The sequence below is a fragment of the Phocaeicola coprocola DSM 17136 genome (genome assembly GCF_000154845.1).
GTDB classification, from domain to species: Bacteria; Bacteroidota; Bacteroidia; order Bacteroidales; family Bacteroidaceae; genus Phocaeicola; species Phocaeicola coprocola.
The window spans coordinates 63949-83740 of the sequence record NZ_DS981460.1 but is presented as its reverse complement, the minus strand read 5'-3'; the positions used below and the strand labels follow the sequence as shown (position 1 = coordinate 83740).

The following is a 19792-nucleotide window of genomic DNA, read 5'->3' as shown; positions in this document are numbered from 1 at the left end:
AATATTTTTTACATCGGATCGACATCGTAATAAACCAACAGCGAACGGAAACGTTCATCCTCAACAATGGCACGTTGCACTTGCTGAAGATATTCACGCACTTTCGACATCGAAGCCTGTTGTTCAATTTTCACTACAATCTTTTTAATAAATAAAGTCTGTATACGCGACACTGGAGGACGGTCGGGTCCCAGCACACGACTACCAAGTCCGTTTCTTAAATACCCCGCCATCAAGTCGGCAGCCTGATCGAGTACTTCCCCTTTACGATGTTTCAAATACACATAAATCAACCGGTAAAAAGGCGGATACTTAAACAAATTACGTTCTTCAATTTGTGATTGAAACAACCCTCCATAGTCATTGCTTACTACCTGAGCGATCAAAGGAAGATCGGGAGATTTGGTTTGTAGCACTACCAACCCTTGTTTGTTCTTTCTTCCAGCACGCCCGGCAACCTGTGCCATCAACTGAAAAGCCCGTTCATACGAACGGAAATCCGGATAGTTCATCATCGAATCCGCATTCAAAATACCAACAACACTCACACGGTCGAAGTCAAGTCCTTTTGAAACCATCTGTGTACCAATCAGAATATCCGTCTTGCCATCCTCAAAATCGGCAATGATCCTTTCATATGCGGTACGGGTACGCGTGGTATCCAAGTCCATACGAGCCACACGGGCATCTGGAAATATCAGTTTAATATCATCTTCTATCTTCTCGGTTCCAAATCCTCGGTTTATCAGTTCTACCCCTCCACATGCCGGACAAGACTTTGGAACTTCATAAGTATAACCACAGTAATGACAGGTCAGCTGATTCAATCCTTTATGATACGTCAGACTGACATCACAATTCTTACACTTCGGTATCCATCCACACGTACGGCATTCTATCATCGGAGCAAATCCTCTGCGGTTCTGGAAAAGTATAACCTGCTCCTTCTGTTCAAGTGCCTCACGGATTTTCTGAAGCAAGAGTGGAGAAAACTGAGCCGTCATCCGTTTCTTTCGGGCAAGTTCCTTGATATCTACCACCTCAATATGAGGAAGCAAAACATTCTGATGTCTTTCGGTAAGCTGTACCCAGCCATATTTTCCATGAACAGCATTATAATAGGTTTCGATACAAGGTGTAGCCGTACCCAACAGTGTCTTTGCTCCGAACATCGATGCCAGTACGATAGCTGCATTGCGCGCATGATAACGTGGAGCCGGATCCTGCTGTTTATAGGTATTTTCATGTTCTTCATCCACGATGACCAGTCCCAAACGCCGGAAAGGCAGAAAAACCGAAGAACGTACTCCAAGTATTACATCATAATCGTCATCAGTAAGTTGTTTACGCCATATCTCTACACGTTCAGCATCCGGAAACTTGGAGTGATAAATTCCCAGCCGGTTACCAAATACCCTTTTCAAACGTTCGGTGATTTGTGTAGTCAGTGCTATCTCCGGCAACAAATACAACACCTGCTTTCCTGCCTGAATTGCCTGCTGAATAAGATGAATATAGATTTCAGTCTTTCCGCTTGCAGTAACACCATGAAGCAAGCAGACATTTTTCTGATGAAAGTGCGTCAGGATCTCGCTATACGCCTGCTGCTGGGCACTGCTTAAAGGGTTCAAAGGTGATACACTTACTTGCTCGGCAGACAAACGTCCGATTTCGAACGAGTAAATTTCGAAAACTCCTTTTCCAATTAATCCATTAAGCACTGCATTAGTGACACCAGCCGAATCTAACAAAGCCTTACGGGAAACTTCCTTAAGTTCTTTCTTTTCTCCAGTCCAGCCGGACAGCTCTATATATTTCATGAGTAGAGCCAGCTGCTTGGGAACACGTGCCAATGCATCAAACTGATGATGAACGGCCTCTTCTGTCTGCATAGCAGCAGACAATCGCACCCTACTTTCTACACGCGGTTTATAGCTGCGTTTCAGCTCTTCTTTTACCAGAATCGCCTCTTTTTCCAATAAAGCTTTGATTACCGGCAACAAATTCTTTATTCCACTGGACTTTTCCAGTTGTGTAATACATTGCTCCGAATCGTTACCCAACAGATCAAGAATACGCTGTTCCTTCTCGGAAAGAGGTTGCAGTGCCTCAAACTCCGGATTTAAGACAACTAATGTTTCGCTTTCCAGCTTCATTCCAGAAGGTAAGGCAGCCTTGTATACATCTCCCAGCGTACAGAGATAATAATCTGCCAGCCATTGCCAGAAATCATATTGCCGTCTCAACAAAACAGGAGATTCATCGAGTACCTCCATAATGTCTTTTGTTTCATAGGCCTCAGGCGCCGTTTGGTGTACTTTGGTTACAATAGCCGTATAATACTTCTTGCTCCCGAACGGAACGACGATCCGACAGCCTGCCTTTATCTTATCCGCCAACTCATCGGGAACGGAATAAGTATATTGTCCGGCTATGGGCAAAGGCACTATGACATCCACGTACTTCTTCATGGCTGCAAAGTTACAAAAAACAGTTCTATCCCATTTGGTACGTCAGGCAAACTTTTATAGCTTTGTAAAGAAACTCTTAAATCAACCAAAATGAAGATATATAAGATAGGTATTATAGGCTGTGGAGGTATCGCCCAAAAGATGGCGGCCACACTGGAAAAGATGAAAGGAGTAGAACGATATGCCGTAGCATCGCGCAATCAGGAGAAAGCAGAAGCATTTGCGAATAAATGGGGATTCACTAAGGCATATGGCTCCTACGAAGAACTGGCAAGTGATCCTGAAGTCGACTTAATCTATATCGCAACTCCACATGCCATGCACTACGACAATGCACATATGTGTATTGAGAAAGGTAAACCCGTATTATGCGAAAAAGCTTTTACCGCCAACGCCCGTCAGGCTGAAGATCTCCTTGCTTTCGCCAAAGAAAAAGGAGTATTCATTACCGAAGCTATATGGACCCGGTATATGCCCCTTTCACTTAAAATACAAGAACTGCTGAAAGAAGGAGTAATCGGAACACCGTATACCTTGTCGGCTAACCTCAGCTATCCGATAAGCAACAAAGAAAGAATTATCCGTCCGGAACTTGCAGGAGGAGCTCTGCTCGATATTGGAGTCTATACACTAAACTTTGCTGCAATGGCTTTCGGAAGTGATATTGCTGAAACTCATTCTGTCTGCCAGAAGACACAAACGGGAGTCGACGCGCAAGAAAGTATAACACTCTTTTATAAAGATGGCAGAATGGCAACCCTGCAATCGAGTATCTATGCAAAAAGTGACAGAATGGGAGTCATTTCGGGCGACAAAGGGCATCTGATTGTAGAAAATATCAACTGCCCTGAATCGGTACGGGTTGTCGATGAAAACTATAAAACCATAGCGGTATATCATGCACCGGAACAGATCAGCGGCTACGAGTATCAGGTATATGCCTCCATCGAAGCTATTGAAAAGGGATGGCTGGAATCGCCGTACATGCCTCATGCCGAAACATTACGCATCATGAAACAAATGGACAACCTCAGAAAAGAATGGGGAGTAATATATCCATGCGACTGACAAGCAGTAGTTTATAAACACATAAAATAAAGGTGGAGAAATTCTGTTCATACAGAAGCTTTCTCCACCTTTATTTATACAGATCCTGGTATATCAAAACATGTAAGCCAATGATATCTGCCAGGTATTTCGTTTCATCTCAATAGTCATCTGATCATCTACCGATCTAGCCATTTTGCTCAGTCCAAAGTTATAATTAACTCCAGCTTGCAAATGACCGAGTAATTTTACACCAGCTCCTACATTGAACGAAGTATTGCACGACTTCATGTCGAAACTTTCAGTAAAATGTCCGCTTCCTACATTAAATCCGAACTGAGGTCCTGCTGCAATATAAGCACCCAGTGTACTTCCTAATCCTAACGTCCACTTCAGGTTAACAGGAACCTCAATGCTTTTAAAAGTCTGGCTGACTTCCTCATTGCCACTTTGAGCCTTTGCACCCGACTGATTATACAAGGCAGCGACATCAACTCCCAAACCTACAATAGGAATTGTAAACTCAGCCATCGGACCAATAAAGAATCCGGTACGATTATCTCCTTTTACAATGTCTTCCGAAAAAGTCAATTTCGAAATGTTCAGTCCCCCTTTTAGACCAAACTGAAACTGAGCCTGTGCCGGCATTGCCATAAACAAGCAAGCTACAATCATTAAGGCCGATAAAATCTTCTTCATAAATATAAAATATTAAATGTTACAAGCGCAAAAATAAGGAATAAATGATAAGAATACAAATCAGGCACTAAATATAGAATGACATCCTGTCCACTTTTGTGACCGATTGACACTATGCTATGTTTATCAAAGTTTAATTCAACTGGCTTTCTTTCAACGAAGGTTAAAATATTCTATCATAATGTCAGGCATACCAGACGGGCATACAGTTTGCACAATATCGGGTGAATCGCGAAAGCGAAAGGAGGAGCGATTCTAAGAAACAAGATTAATAAAAGAACTTAAATAATAGGAGATTACAATTATGATGCCGATTAGAAGAAATTACAATCAGAACTGGTTACCAAGTATTTTCAATGATTTCTTTGATAACGATTGGATGGAAAAAGCCAATGCAACGGCTCCAGCTATTAACGTAGTTGAAAACGACAACAGCTATAAAATAGAAGTTGCAGCTCCGGGTATGACAAAAGAAGACTTCAACATTCATCTTACCGAAGATAATCAGTTGGTAATATCAATGGAGAAAAAGAACGAAACAAAAGACGAAAAAAAGAAATATTTACGCCGCGAGTTTTCTTATTCTAAATTCGAACAGTGCATGATCCTGCCAGAAGATGTTGAAAAAGAAAAAATCAGCGCCTCTGTCGATAACGGTGTTCTTAACATTGAATTGCCAAAGATGACACAGGAAGAAAAGAAAGAAGCCAATAGAGTGATTGAAATTAAATAAACGATTCTAACCACCAAATCCCTGTTCCAGAGAAATCCGGGACAGGGATTTTTTTTATTTCCACTATGAACAAGCCAGTTGTTATTATGAACTTTACGGGAGTATATGATTACGAACCCTTCTCCCACAATAAAAAATTTACATGGCTAGACTGTACACACTTGCAAGGTGTAGAATGCTACTGTGACAAAGAGGGTGCACATGCACTGAAAAGAGTTATAGCAAACTATCCAGCAGATGGGATTCATTTCATCGACTCTGGCAACTATCATTATCTGACTAAGTTTTGGACAGATAAAATACAGCAACCTTTTTCGTTAATAGTATTCGATCACCATCCAGACATGCAGCCCCCTCTTTTCGAAGAAATGATTTCGTGCGGAAGCTGGGTAGAAGATACAATAGAATCGAACCCTTATTTACGCAAAGTAATTATCATAGGAGCATCCGAGAATCTAATCAAGCATGTTTCTCCTAAATACCGGCAAACAGTGGAATTTTATAGCGAACAAAGTCTGCAACACGAAGCTTCGTGGAAACAGTTTTCTAACGAAACAATCGATACTCCGGTATATATTTCTGTAGATAAGGATGTACTTAACCCACAGTCTGCCGTTACCAATTGGGATCAAGGCTCCCTTACATTAAATGAACTGGAGCATTTGTTATCTATTATCCTGAAACATGAAAAAATAATAGGCATAGACATTTGTGGAGAATGTTCATCTACACTCAATATATTCGAAGCAGAAAAAGGAACGCAGTTAGATAATACCGCCAATCAGGAATTACTGAACCTCTTCCTCAATTGCCAGACACGCAATCTGTGAGATACTATCAGAAGGATTATTCAAACGATCACTTTATAAAGTGACAACCATTATCAGGTCTTGCAACAACATAAACAATAAATGCTTCAAAAAACATTTGCACATACCACCAACTATAACCAACCAATATGTTCAACTAATAAAAGAAAATATTAAATTTGCATATTTATAGCACAAAAATAGACGGTTCTTAACCTTATATGATATATGATAGATGAAAAAAGATTAATATTATCTGTAAAATCCGGTTCCGAAAAAGCCTACCGATCCTTGTACGAAATGTGGGTATCAAGGCTATATCAATTTGTATATCAATACTTAAAATCGGAAGAAACAACAGATGATGTCGTACAGGAAACATTCTATCGCATATGGATTAACCGAGAAAAACTAGATGCCGAGTCATCATTCAAAGCTTATCTGTTTACAATTGCTTATCATTTATTACTTAAGGAGTTACGCCGACAGTTAAATAACACCTCAATGGAGGAGTTTATAGAATATAATGACAACATACGAACTTCAGGAGATGAAGCTGAAAAACAAATAGACTTCGATCAGTTCTGCAAAGCACTAAAACAAGCTAAAGAAAAACTTACTCCACGCCAACGTGAGATTTTTGAACTAAACAAAGAACAAAATTTATCTGTTGCAGAAATTGCAGAGCAACTATGCATAAAAGAGCAAGTAATACGTAACCAATTATCAACGGCCTTAAAAATAATACGAACCGAACTTCAGCAATATTCTTTCATATTACTCCTTTTTTTAAGCCATTTCTAATTTTTATGTTTTCTAACATAGAAATATACATGTTATATTTTACGTGTTTGTGGATATTACCAATAAACAAGGTAATAGTTTTATGGACACAAACATACAGAACAAGGTAAAAGATTTATTAGATAAATTCCGTTCGGGAGCTATATCTTCTGAGGAATTTAAAGAGTTATCGGCAAAGATAAACCAGTCATCTGAAGCTGATTTAGAGTTTCTGTTTTCTGACGAATGGGATAAATTCAACAGCTATGAGCCTTTATCACAAGATAAAATAAACTCTCTGTATAGAAAACTGAACAAGCAAAGACACATAACGCCATTCATAAAGGTGCAAAAATATTGGTTACAAATAGCAGCATCCATTCTTTTGATACTATCATGTGGCATCAGTGTTTTATACTACACTCAGCATAAAGATATTGAATATCTTGCTCAGCAAAATATAACCATAAACTCAGGTGAACATGGAACTTCATTGGTGACATTGCCCGATGGAACTCTTGTACATCTGAATGCAAAATCATCACTGTCCTACAAACAGGATTTCGGACGTGATAACCGTAAGGTAGAATTGTCGGGTGAAGGATATTTTGAAGTTAAAAAGAATACAGAGAAACAGTTCATTGTAGGCACTGAAGTAATGGATATTACAGTAACAGGAACAACATTTAATGTATATGCGTATGAGCACAAAAATTTTGTTGAAATGGCTCTTGTAGAAGGAAGTGTCAATGTTACAACAAAAGATCCCGCTCATAATACATTGAATGTAAAGCCGAACCAGAAAGTGATATACGATAAACGAACAGGGTTATTGAGCCTTGAAGAAACTTCAAATAAAATGGAAACAGCATGGCTGACCAAAGAGCTTACTTTCCGACATGAGAAGATGAAAGATGTATTCCAATGTCTGGAACGTAAATTCGGAGTAACTTTCAACATAAAGAACAAAAATATATTACAGGATGTGTATACAGGTTCTTTTAATGATGAAAATATAAGAAGCGTTCTGAATGTGTTGAAAATACACTACGGATTTGAATACACAATGGATGAAGAAACCATAACCATAGAATAACAACTAATTTAAATATTAACCTTAAAACTATGAAAAGACAGATGAAAACATGAAAAAAACATCCCCGGACAATCGGCAATCATCCGGGGAAATGGCTCAGTCCATAAGTAAAACTATGTTGGCGCATAGTAAAACCGAACTTTAAACCTAAATTTATTACGTACTTATGAAAATCAAACATCAATTTACTGATTTGCACAAAGATAGTAAAAAGCGTAGTAAGATTTGCCTTTTATGTGCATCTTTGTGTATGTTTACATTTACCGGTGGTTATGCACAAACCGGAAAAGTCAGCCTCAACCTGAATAACGCATCGGTAAAAGAACTTTTTACTGCTATTGAAAAACAAACTCCCTACCGCTTCTCATACAGAGATGTAGAAGTAAACGGTAAAACAGGCATCTCTCTGTCTGTTAAAGATGAAGAACTGAAAGACCTACTTACAAGTGAACTGGCAAAACAGAACTTATCTTATAAAGTTTCAGGTAATAAGATTGTTATTACCCCAATCAAGAAAAAATCCGATAAAAAACAGCCAACGAATATATCTGGAAAGGTTGTCGATGCAAACGGTGAACCAATTATCGGTGCTACGATAAAGGAAGAAGGTACCAGTAATGGCGCTATAACAGATTTTGACGGTAATTATTCACTCACAGTTTCAAGCCCTGATGCAATTCTGCAATTCTCTTATGTCGGTTACAAATCTGAAGAATTTATGGCCGATAAAGGTGTAATCAATGTTACTATGCGAGAAGATACAGAACGCTTGGACGAAGTGGTTGTTACAGCATTGGGTATCAAACGTGCAGAAAAAGCGTTGTCATACAATGTTCAGCAAGTAAAATCAGAAGAGCTTGTAAGAGTAAAAGACGCTAACTTCGTAAACTCACTGAATGGTAAAATTGCCGGTGTAAGCATCAACAAGAGTGCCAGTGGTGTCGGTGGTGCTACACGTGTAGTAATGCGTGGTGCAAAATCTATAGAAGGTGATAACAATGCACTCTATGTAGTAGACGGTATTCCATTGTTCAATACAAACATGGGAAATACAGACAGTGGTATCATGGGTGAAGGAAAGGCCGGAACTGAAGGTATTGCCGACTTCAACCCTGAAGATATCGAAAGTATCTCTGTATTGAGCGGTCCGTCGGCAGCAGCATTGTATGGTAGTAGTGCAGCAAACGGTGTGATCCTTATCACCACTAAAAAAGGTAAAGAAGGTAAATTGCAACTTTCATTTTCTTCTTCTACCGAATTCAGCAAAGCATACATGACTCCTGAATTCCAAAATACTTACGGTAATAAAAAGGATATGTATGAAAGCTGGGGTGAAAAACTCGCCACTCCTTCTGATTATGACCCTAAAAAAGATTTTTTCAACACAGGAACTAACTTTATCAACTCATTGACCTTAACAACCGGTACTAAACAGAACCAGACGTTTGCTTCTATCTCGTCTACCAACTCTGACGGTATCGTTCCCAACAACTCATACAACCGCTTGAACTTTACGATCCGTAATACTTCAACTTTCCTGAATGACAAGTTACAACTTGATTTAGGAGCATCGTATATCAAGCAAGATGACAAGAATATGGTTTCGCAGGGTCAATACTGGAATCCGGTTATGGCAGCCTACCTCTTTCCACGAGGAGAAAACTTTGAAGAAATCAAAACTTTCGAACGCTTTGACGACAGCCGTAAAATTCCCGTTCAGTACTGGCCGATAGCAGAATCAACTTATGCTTCGCAGAATCCATACTGGACCGCATTCCGTAACGTTTCAACCAACAATAAGAGCCGCTACATGTTCAATGTAGGATTAACTTACAAGATAACCGACTGGATTAATCTGGCTGCACGTTACAGAATGGACGATACTTATGTAAAATTCGAACGTAAGATTTATGCATCTTCCGACCAGGTTTTTGCAGAAGGTACTAAAGGACATTACGAATATAGCAATTACAATGACCGTCAGGAATATGCTGACTTCATGGTAAATATTAATAAGCAGATCAAAGACTTTAATATTTCTGCCAACCTTGGATGGAGTTATTCCAATTATTGGGCATTGGAAAGAGGATATAAAGGAACCTTACTAAAAGTTCCTAACAAATTTGCTGTTTCCAATATCGACCCGTCAAACGGCCGTACTTCAGAAAAAGGCGGTGACAGCCGTATCCGTAACCATGCTATTTTCGGCAACGTCGAACTGGGATGGAAGAGTATGCTTTACTTAACCTTGACCGGACGTAACGACTGGAACTCTCGTCTGGTAAATACCAACGAAGAATCATTCTTCTATCCGTCTATCGGTTTGTCTGGTATTATTTCGGAAATGGTACAGCTTCCTGAATTTATTTCTTATTTGAAAGTACGTGGTTCTTATACAGAAGTTGGTGCTCCAGTTTCTCGTTCTGGATTAACTCCTGGTACAGTAACAACTCCAATCGTCGGAGGTATTCCGTCGCCGACATATATTTATCCATTCACTGACTTTAAAGCTGAACGCACCAAATCTTACGAAGTGGGAGTTAGCTTACGCCTGTGGAACAAATTCAGTGCAGAAGTTACTTACTATAAATCGAATACATACAACCAGACATTCCTAGGAGATTTACCGGAATTCACCGGTTATCAGAAGATTTACCTGCAAGCAGGTAACGTAGAAAATAGAGGTTGGGAAGCTTCTTTCGGCTATAATGATAAGTTTAAAAACGGTCTGGCTGTTTCTTCTACATTTACATTCTCAAAGAATATAAATGAGATTAAGGAAATGGTGAAAGACTATCATACCGATTTGATGGAAGCTCCGATTAACATCCCGGAAGTACTGAAAGACAATGGCCGCGTTATTCTGAAAGAAGGTGGAAGTATTCACGATATTTATGCAAACACTTTCTTCAAGAAAGATAGTCAGGGATATGTTGAAGTAAAAAGTGACGGAACCTTCGGTCTGGAAAGAGGTGAGCCTGTATACTTAGGAAAGACATCTCCAGACTTTAACATGGGATGGAACAATGCCCTGTCATATAAAGGATTTGGATTCAGCTTCTTAATCAACGGACGATTTGGTGGAGTGGTTACTTCTTCTACCGAAGCTATCCTCGACCGTTTCGGTGTATCCAAACGTTCTGCAGAAGCTCGTGACGCCGGAGGTGCTCTGTTCCCAGGACAAGGCCGGGTAGATGCAAAGACATACTACCAAATGATTGGTACAGGAGGTTATGAAACTTCAGGATACTACCTGTACAGCGCAACAAATATCCGCTTGCAAGAAATGACATTCAGTTATACAATGCCAGACAAATGGTTTGCCAATGTACTGAAAGATGTTACCGTTTCTTTCATTGCTAACAATCCATGGATGTTATATTGCAAAGCTCCCTTTGACCCTGAGCTAACACCGTCAACAAGCACTTACGGACAAGGTAATGATTATTTCATGCAACCCAGCGTACGCAGCTTCGGTTTTGGCATTAAATTTAAACTATAAAAAACAAACCCTTTGATTATGAAAAAGATAAACCAATATAAATTTATAGCAGGCGTATTTGCTGTGTCACTATTGGCATCATGCAATTACGAAGAAATCAACACCAATCCATTTGAGCTGACTGATGAAGAAGGAGTCATGGACGGAGTTGCTGTAGGTGGTTTAATCACTACTATCGAACGTACAGTATTTCCAGTAGGAACACAGGCAGATGATACTGACATTATCAATCAGTATCAAACAGACTATCACTTATCGGCTGACTGCTGGAGTGGTTTCTTCGGACAGAATAATACATGGGGAGGCGGAAACAGTAACGTTACCTATTTCTTGAATGACAGCTGGATTTCCGGAACTTATAAACGTGCATATACCAACGCACTTGACCCATGGAAAAAGCTGAAAGCTGCAGCCGAGAAAAACAATACTCCTGAAGTATTTGCCTTAGCACAAATCCTGAAAATTTCAGCTTGGCACAAAGCATTGGAATGTTTCGGTCCGATGCCTTATTCACATGCAGCCGATGCTACCATGAATATCCCATTCGATTCCGAGAAAGATATTTATACAGCTATATTTAAAGATCTGACAGAAGCCATTGAAATCCTGACAGAAAAGGCAGAAAATGGTGTAGAGGTTATGAGTGAATATGATGTTGTATATGCTGGTAACTCGACCAAATGGGTAAAATATGCAAATTCTCTGCTACTCCGTCTTGCTATGCGTGTCCGCTACGCCGATGAAGCCTTATCGAAACAATATGTTTCACAGGCATTAAACCATTCCATTGGTGTCATGACTGCCAAAGACGATGAAGCACAGATGAGTACAGGAGCCGGATACACATTCCGAAACAACATCTATTGGTTGTCTGAACAATATGATGAATCTCGCATGGGTTCGTCTATGTTCTCTTACTTAATGGGATATGAAGACCCTCGATTAAGTGCTTACTTCTTGCCAGTAGACTCTAAAAGTACACAAGGAAAAGAAGCGTTCGATGGGAAACAGTATCAGGCGGTTCCTGCAGGACATCTATATGGAAAGAATGATGAATATAAGATGTTTTCTAAACCTAACATACAAGCAGCTACACCAACTTACTGGTTACGTGCTTCCGAAGTCTACTTCCTGCGAGCTGAAGCTGCTTTAATATGGGGCGGTGAATTTGGAAATGCAGAAGACTTGTATAAGCAAGGTATTGAAATGTCTTTCCAGGAAAACGGAATCAGCTCAGCCGTAGATGCTTACATGAATTCTGGTAAAACCCCGATCAAGCATGAAGTTGGTGGAAGTTATTCTTGTAGTTTTGCTGCTCCTTGCACCACAACCGTAAAATTTGAAGGTAATACGGAACAGAAACTCGAAAAAATCATGATCCAGAAATGGATTGCTCTTTTCCCTAACGGACAAGAAGCCTGGACAGAATGGAGAAGAACCGGATATCCTAAACTGAACCCTGTTATGGCAAACAGAGGTAGCAGCCAAGGAGTTACAACAGAAGGAGGTATTCGCCGAATGATTTATCCTATCAGTTTCTACCAAACAGCTGACGGACAGAAGATTTATAACGAAGCCGTTAAAATGCTAAGCAACGGACAGGACTTACCTAGTACACACTTGTGGTGGGACTGCAAATAATAACCGAATAATTAATACAGTAAAGACATGAAAACACTAAAAAAATTATTATACATCATACCTTTATTGGGAGCAATGATAACCTCTTGTACCGATGTAGAAAACATAGAAGTAGAACACATCGGTGGATATAACACTTTAGGAGACAGTGAATATTACGCTAACTTACGTGCCTATAAGGAAACAGCTAAGAACTACGGACGTCCGGTTGCTTTCGGCTGGTTCTCAAACTGGGCTCCTTCAGGTGTAATGAGAAAAGGTTACTTATCTTCAGTACCCGACAGTATGGATATCATCTCCATGTGGAGTGGTGCTCCGGGAAGATATGAAATCACTGAAGCACAGAAGGCAGACAAAGAATTTGCACAGAAAGTAAAAGGAATCAAACTGCTGGAAGTTAGCTTACTTTCTCACCTGGGAAAAGGCAGAACTCCTGAATATATCTACGATGAGATTGAAAAACAAGCAGCCGAAGAAGGATGGTCTGATTCAGAACTTGCAGCAGCAAAAAAATACGCACGCTGGGATTTCTGGGGATTCAAATCGCACAATTTCGACAATACGGAAGAATTGAATCAAGCCTTGGCCAAATACGCTAAAGCACTTTGTGATTCACTTTTTGTCAGTGAATGGGACGGCTTTGATATTGACTGGGAGCCGAGAAACGGTTTTAACGATTCAGACGGAACACTCAACCAAACAACTATTGAGTTTTTGGTTAAAGAAATGGGTAAATATATCGGTCCGAAAAGTGACCTAGAAGGCAAAGGACACAAGTTATTATGTATCGACGGAGATATCAAATATTTTTCTCCTGAAATGGAAGAGTATGTAGACTATTGGATAACACAATCTTACGGAAGCTCTTCGCCTCATCAGTATTCTCCAGGGAACATCCCAGAAAAACTAATTATCACAGAAAACTTTGAATCTTATGCAACTTCAGGAGGACGTCTATTACAACAAGCTGCCTGGATGCCAGCAGAAGGATATAAAGGAGGAGTTGGTGCCTATCGTTTTGACAATGACTATGACAATACCCCCGATTATAAATGGATGCGTCAGGCAATTCAAATCAATCAACAGGTATTCAACGAATGGAAAGCCAATCAAGGGAAAAAATAATACGAATCATGAAATTCTAAAGATATGAAACAACTATTAAAATATTTGGCGTTTTGCACCATAGCTGTATTGCTGAACAGTTGCAATGACAGTGAAAGCGACCTGCTGGAAGCAAAAGTTTACTTCGAAAGCAAAGAACATACCATTGAAGTTCTAGATGATAAACCTATCATTTATGAATTACAATCCAGAGTTTCTTCTGCATGCTCCTCTCCTGTTGAAGTATGCTATAGCATTGCAGGACAGAATGTAGTAAACGAATATAATAAGAAATACGGGACTAACTATGAAATGCTTAATGCGTCTAATGTGAAATTAGGAAGTAATACAACAAGCATACCTAGTGGAACAATTTACTCAGAAAAAGTACCTATAGAATTTTCAAATCTAGGAAATATAGAAGAAGGTAAATCTTATCTGCTCCCTGTATGTATTCAATCTTCATCCATCCCTGCTATTGCGGGAACTGACATTCTTTACTTTGTCATAACCAAGCCCGTACAGATTAAGAAAGCTGCTCAGTTCCAAAGTAATCACATTAAGATTCCTTTGGCTAGTGGAACAATATATAAGTCTGTAACTTATGAAGCACTTATCTATATTAATCAACTGCTGAGCAATAATACCATTATGGGTAATGAAGGAATTTTGATTCTTCGTATTGGTGACACAGCTTTACCAGATGGTCATAATGATTGGATTCAGATTGCAGGAACCAAACAGTATCATTCTACTCAAGCATTTGAAACAGGTAAATGGTACCACGTAGCATTCACTTATGATCAGCCTTCTGGTAAAACAGTTCTTTACATCAATGGTAGTAAAGCTGCTGAATCTACATGGGATACCCCAAGTTTCGACTTAGCTTCAGAAGGATCAGGAGGATTCTTCATCGGTAAGGTTGCCGGGTTTATGTGGGGAGAACGTCCATTCTATGGTTACATGAGTGAAGTAAGACTTTGGAATGTTGCACGCACAGAAAACCAAATTAAACAAAACATGCTGAACGTTGATCCGAATTCAGACGGTCTGGCAGCTTACTATAAGCTCAATGGAACTGATCAGTTTGAATCAGGAGGAACATGTTATGTAAAAGATGCATCACCTAATGGTATGGATGGTCTGGCAAACGGAGGAGGAAGTGCATTAAATATTATTGATTTGGAAACTCCAATAGCTATAAAATAAAAAATTACAATTCTTCATATCCTTTACTTAAGGATAAAGGAGTAAAGGAATGAAGAAAAATGCCTGCTTTTTTAACAGATTTGCTAAATATATTTGCAAGTTTGTGTAAAATCCGCCTGTATCCGCAGAGTTTGCGCATACAGGCGGTTCTTTTTTACGTTAATTCCTCACTTGATGTTGCCTCTCTGCTTACGCAAGGACATAAAAAAAGCAGTTACGAAATTCGTAACTGCCTGATATTATTTGTGGACCAGCCAGGGCTTGAACCTGGGACCTCCAGATTATGAGTCTGTTGCTCTAACCAACTGAGCTACAAGTCCGATATTAAGGTAATCCCTTAAATCCGAGTGCAAAAGTAATAGATTAGCTTGAAACTTGCAACATTTAAGAGGATTTTTTTATAAAAAAAACAAATATATATAGGCATATCAATATATATTGTATTTTTGTGCTACTTAATCAATTAATAACTAGGCATTATGTCACAAAACACAAATGAATCTCATTTGACCGGACTTACCGACCAGGAAGTCATTGCGAGCCGTGAAAAAAATGGAGTAAACCTATTAACTCCTCCCAAACGTCCTTCCATATGGAAACTTTATTTGGAGAAATTTCAGGATCCTGTTATCCGAGTATTATTAGTTGCAGCAGTTTTTTCACTTATCATTTCAATTATTGAGAATGAATATGCTGAAACAATTGGTATATTTTTTGCTATTTTTCTGGCAACTGGAATTGGATTCTATTTTGAATACGATGCCAATAAAAAATTTGATTTGCTGAATGCCGTGGGCGAAGAAACTCCCGTAACAGTAATTCGTAATGGAAAGATAAAGGAAATACCGCGTAAAGATATTGTTGTAGGAGATATCGTCATCCTAAATACCGGAGAAGAAGTTCCTGCCGATGGAATGCTGGTGGAAGCTGTTTCTTTGCAAGTCAACGAATCTACACTGACCGGAGAGTTAATGGTAAATAAAACCACCGATGAAGCCCACTTTGACGAAGAAGCAACATACCCCTCGAATTCTGTAATGCGTGGTACGACCATTACAGACGGACATGGTATCATGCGCGTAGAACGTGTTGGAGATGCTACAGAAATCGGTAAAGTAGCCCGTCAGTCTACAGAACAAAGTCAGGAACAAACACCACTGAATATTCAGCTTACCAAATTAGCAAACCTTATAGGTAAAGCAGGGTTTACAATCGCAGCACTGACCTTTATCATATTCACCAGCAAAGATTTATACCAGTATCTCACGGTAACAGAAGTTACTGACTGGCATCAATGGCTAGAAATAGCACGTATTGTCCTGAAATATTTCATGATGGCTGTCACTTTGATTGTTGTAGCTGTCCCAGAAGGATTGCCGATGAGTGTGACGCTCAGCCTTGCCCTCAACATGCGACGTATGCTGAAAACGAACAACTTAGTACGAAAAATGCATGCTTGTGAAACAATGGGTGCTATCACTGTTATCTGCACAGATAAGACAGGAACTCTTACACAAAATCTGATGCAAGTATACGAGGCACAAGTTGATGAAAGCCAGCCTGAACTGATAGCGGAAGGAATAGCTGCCAACTCTACTGCATTCCTTGAAGAAAAGGTGGAAGGAGAAAAACCTTCGGGCGTAGGAAACCCTACCGAAATAGCTCTCTTACTCTGGTTAAATGGTAAAGGACAGAACTACATGAAACTACGTGAAGAGGCTAAAGTCATTAACCAATTGACCTTTTCTACGGAACGCAAATACATGGCTACATTAGTAGATTCGCCGATTCAGAAAAAACGGATACTCTACATCAAAGGCGCCCCAGAGATTGTAATGGGCAAATGTAACCTGGATAAAGCTCAGATTGATAAGTATAACGAACAGTTGCTGGCTTACCAGAATAAAGCTATGCGTACACTTGGTATAGCATATAAAGTTATTCCGGAAAACGCTTCTGACGACTGTGCAGAACTAGTCGGCGAAGGCGGTATGACTTTCTTGGGAATCTTTGCAATCAGCGACCCGATTCGCCCAGACGTACCCGATGCTGTAAAAAAATGCCAGTCCGCTGGTATTGGAGTAAAGATTGTAACAGGAGATACTCCGGGAACAGCTACAGAAATTGCACGCCAAATTGGTCTTTGGCAACCTGAAGATACAGAGCGTAACCGTATTACCGGAGTTGAATTTGCTGCATTAAGCGATGAAGAAGCCCTTGAACGCGTACTCGATCTGAAAGTAATGAGTCGCGCACGTCCTATGGATAAGCAGCGTTTAGTACAGTTGTTACAACAAAAAGGAGCTGTCGTAGCAGTAACAGGAGATGGAACCAACGATGCTCCTGCATTAAATCACGCACAAGTAGGATTGTCAATGGGTACAGGAACATCTGTAGCAAAAGAAGCCAGTGACATCACATTGCTGGATGATTCATTCCACAGCATTGCAACTGCTGTAATGTGGGGACGTTCACTGTATAAAAATATCCAGCGCTTTATCGTATTCCAGCTTACAATCAATGTTGTTGCATTGTTAAGTGTATTGCTGGGTGCATTCTTCGGAACAGCCTTGCCACTTACCGTAACGCAAATGCTTTGGGTAAACCTGATTATGGATACATTCGCAGCTATGGCTCTTGCTTCCATCTCACCAAGTATGGATGTAATGAACGAAAAGCCTCGCCGTCGCACAGATTTCATCATCACCCCTGCTATGCGTAATAATATCTTTGGTGTAGGCTTAGGCTTCCTTGCTATTCTGATGGGATTACTGGTCTACTTCAAAAATCTCCCAGGTGGAATGGACACACATCATCTGACAGTCTTTTTCACCATCTTTGTGATGTTGCAGTTCTGGAACCTGTTCAATGCAAGTGTATTCGGCACTAGCCATTCAATCTTCAAGGATGCCAGCCATGCTTTAGGAATGCTAAGTGTCGCTATCATTATTCTTGTAGGACAGATACTCATCGTCAGCTTTGGCGGCAAAGTATTCCGTACTGAGCCTCTTCCTTTAAACGAATGGCTGTATATCATCGGAGGTACATCATTTGTTTTATGGATAGGGGAAATATGGAGAGGTATCAAACGCCTGGGAAACAAATAAATCGATGTCACAAACATTGGTTATAAAATGAATAAGCAAATAAAAAATATCATCTTCGACTGGGGAGGCGTATTGATAGACCTGAATCTAGAAGGGTGTATCAGCGCCTTCGAACAGGCGGGAGCAGTCAATGTACGCAATCTGCTGACAGGGACTAATGAACTGGGCTTTTTCCGCGATTACGAATGTGGAAATATAAGTACCCCTGAATTTCGTGCAGCCATACGTAAGTACATCAGCCAACCGCTTACCGATGAGGAAATTGATCGGATGTGGAATATGGAACTGCTTACAATTCCTGAAGAGAAGCTCCATCTGCTTGCTGAATTAAGCAAAAGCTACCGGCTATTCTTATTGAGCAATACAAATGAACTTCATTGGGAATATGGTTCCAGACAAGCTTTCTGCCATAACGGGAAGGACTATAAGACATATTTTGAACGTATTTTCCTCTCATATCGTATGCATCTGTCGAAACCTGCCCCCGCGATATTCCAAGTTGCCTTACAAGAAGCAGAGCTTCAGCCGGAAGAAACTCTGTTTATTGATGATGCGGAAGTCAATTGTCAGGCAGCTGCCTCAACAGGTATACAGGTAGCCCACTACACACCAGGAACTGATCTTGGCGATTTATTTAAATAAAATCCTACATGAAAATCATAACAGACGAGATTAAGCAGACACTTTTACCTTGCGTAGCAACTATAGGTTGTTTCGACGGACTACACCGCGGCCATCGTTTCCTCATCAAACAGGTTTGCAAAGAAGCCCGGCAAAGAAACTTCCACAGTGCTCTCATAACCTTTCCGATACATCCACGTCAGGTTATGCAAAGTAGTTACCGTCCTCAATGGCTTACTTGTCTGCCACAAAAGACAGCTCTCATCCAGCAAACGGAAGCAGATTACTGCATCATGCTACCATTTACCAAAGAACTGTCACTGCTTTCTGCACGTGAGTTCATGCAATTACTCCGAGAACGTTTTAATGTCCGTGTTTTGGTTATTGGTTATGACCATCGCTTCGGGCACAACCGCTGCGAAGGTTTCGATGATTATTGCCAATATGGAAAGGAATTGGGTATAGAAGTAATTCGCGCACAAGCATTGATAGAGGATGGAGTGTCTATCAGTTCGTCTGTCATACGCAAGGTCTTAAAAGACGGTGATATACAACATGCAAATCATTATTTAGGCTATCACTATTACCTGGATGGAACTGTCGTGGACGGATATAAAGTAGGACGCAAGTTAGGCTTTCCTACAGCTAATCTTCTCCCCTCCTGCCCCGATAAACTAATTCCCAAAGAAGGAGTATATGCTGTATATGCGTATATTGACGAAGTACGTTATGCCGGCATGCTGAATATCGGTCATCGTCCAACAGTTGACAATGGATCCAACCTAAGTATTGAAGTTCATATACTCAATTTTTCAGGCGATATTTATAATCATCATATGCGGATAGAGTTTATCGAATTTATCCGTCAAGAACAAAAATTTGATAGTCTGGAAAAGCTGATTACCCAACTGAATACAGACCGTGAAACAGTATCCCGCTTGCTACTGCACAGTTAAGGAATTATTCAGGT

At 40.1% G+C, this 19792-nt stretch carries 14 protein-coding genes and 1 tRNA gene; 12 read left to right on the top strand and 3 right to left on the bottom strand.

Annotated features, from left to right (window positions below; translation table 11 throughout):
* Window positions 1-8: 8 nt before the first annotated feature.
* Window positions 9-2471, bottom strand: a complete 2463-nt coding sequence (gene priA, locus BACCOP_RS06070; RefSeq protein ID WP_007567294.1) for a replication restart helicase PriA — start codon at window positions 2469-2471, stop codon at window positions 9-11.
* 90 nt (window positions 2472-2561) lie between these two features.
* Here priA and BACCOP_RS06065 point away from each other — a divergent pair, with 90 nt between their 5' ends.
* Window positions 2562-3539 (top strand): Gfo/Idh/MocA family protein, encoded by a 978-nt coding sequence (locus tag BACCOP_RS06065; RefSeq protein ID WP_007567292.1) that lies wholly within the window; start codon window positions 2562-2564, stop codon window positions 3537-3539.
* Between the two features lie 93 nt (window positions 3540-3632).
* Here the strand turns inward: BACCOP_RS06065 and BACCOP_RS06060 are convergent, their stop codons facing one another.
* Window positions 3633-4217 (bottom strand): porin family protein, encoded by a 585-nt coding sequence (locus BACCOP_RS06060; RefSeq protein ID WP_007567291.1) that lies wholly within the window; start codon window positions 4215-4217, stop codon window positions 3633-3635.
* Between the two features lie 304 nt (window positions 4218-4521).
* Between BACCOP_RS06060 and BACCOP_RS06055 the strand changes: the two genes are divergently transcribed.
* The 8 genes from BACCOP_RS06055 to BACCOP_RS06020 all read left to right on the top strand — a co-directional run bounded on the left by BACCOP_RS06055 (window position 4522) and on the right by BACCOP_RS06020 (window position 15094).
* A complete protein-coding gene (locus BACCOP_RS06055) occupies window positions 4522-4950 on the top strand; it encodes an Hsp20/alpha crystallin family protein (RefSeq protein ID WP_007567289.1) in 429 nt (142 codons plus the stop codon).
* Between the two features lie 65 nt (window positions 4951-5015).
* The gene (locus BACCOP_RS06050; RefSeq protein ID WP_007567286.1) at window positions 5016-5780 is read left to right on the top strand and encodes an arginase family protein; all 765 of its coding nucleotides are present in this window, start codon (window positions 5016-5018) and stop codon (window positions 5778-5780) included.
* Window positions 5781-5987: 207 nt separating this feature from the next.
* The gene (locus tag BACCOP_RS06045) at window positions 5988-6563 is read left to right on the top strand and encodes an RNA polymerase sigma factor (RefSeq protein ID WP_007567284.1); all 576 of its coding nucleotides are present in this window, start codon (window positions 5988-5990) and stop codon (window positions 6561-6563) included.
* An 82-nt stretch (window positions 6564-6645) separates the two neighbouring features.
* Complete coding sequence (locus BACCOP_RS06040) at window positions 6646-7638, top strand: FecR family protein (RefSeq protein WP_040311865.1); 993 nt, start codon at window positions 6646-6648, stop codon at window positions 7636-7638.
* Window positions 7639-7804: 166 nt separating this feature from the next.
* Entirely contained in the window at window positions 7805-11140 is a 3336-nt protein-coding gene (locus tag BACCOP_RS06035; protein ID WP_007567280.1) for a TonB-dependent receptor, read from the top strand.
* An 18-nt stretch (window positions 11141-11158) separates the two neighbouring features.
* The gene (locus tag BACCOP_RS06030) at window positions 11159-12781 is read left to right on the top strand and encodes a RagB/SusD family nutrient uptake outer membrane protein (RefSeq protein WP_007567279.1); all 1623 of its coding nucleotides are present in this window, start codon (window positions 11159-11161) and stop codon (window positions 12779-12781) included.
* Between the two features lie 27 nt (window positions 12782-12808).
* The gene (locus BACCOP_RS06025) at window positions 12809-13906 is read left to right on the top strand and encodes an endo-beta-N-acetylglucosaminidase family protein (protein WP_007567277.1); all 1098 of its coding nucleotides are present in this window, start codon (window positions 12809-12811) and stop codon (window positions 13904-13906) included.
* Window positions 13907-13930: 24 nt separating this feature from the next.
* Window positions 13931-15094 carry a DUF1735 and LamG domain-containing protein gene (locus BACCOP_RS06020; protein ID WP_007567275.1) on the top strand — a complete coding sequence of 388 codons (1164 nt, stop codon included), beginning with the start codon at window positions 13931-13933 and terminating at the stop codon, window positions 15092-15094.
* Window positions 15095-15340: 246 nt separating this feature from the next.
* Here the strand turns inward: BACCOP_RS06020 and BACCOP_RS06015 are convergent.
* Window positions 15341-15414: transfer RNA gene (locus BACCOP_RS06015), tRNA-Ile, on the bottom strand.
* 159 nt (window positions 15415-15573) lie between these two features.
* Between BACCOP_RS06015 and BACCOP_RS06010 the strand changes: the two genes are divergently transcribed.
* The 3 genes from BACCOP_RS06010 to BACCOP_RS06000 are packed head-to-tail and all read left to right on the top strand — an operon-like array spanning window position 15574 to window position 19778.
* Entirely contained in the window at window positions 15574-18201 is a 2628-nt protein-coding gene (locus tag BACCOP_RS06010) for a calcium-translocating P-type ATPase, PMCA-type (protein ID WP_007567272.1), read from the top strand.
* A 27-nt stretch (window positions 18202-18228) separates the two neighbouring features.
* Entirely contained in the window at window positions 18229-18843 is a 615-nt protein-coding gene (locus tag BACCOP_RS06005; protein ID WP_007567271.1) for an HAD family hydrolase, read from the top strand.
* 8 nt (window positions 18844-18851) lie between these two features.
* Complete coding sequence (locus BACCOP_RS06000; protein WP_007567269.1) at window positions 18852-19778, top strand: bifunctional riboflavin kinase/FAD synthetase; 927 nt, start codon at window positions 18852-18854, stop codon at window positions 19776-19778.
* The last annotated feature ends 14 nt before the right edge of the window (window positions 19779-19792 follow it).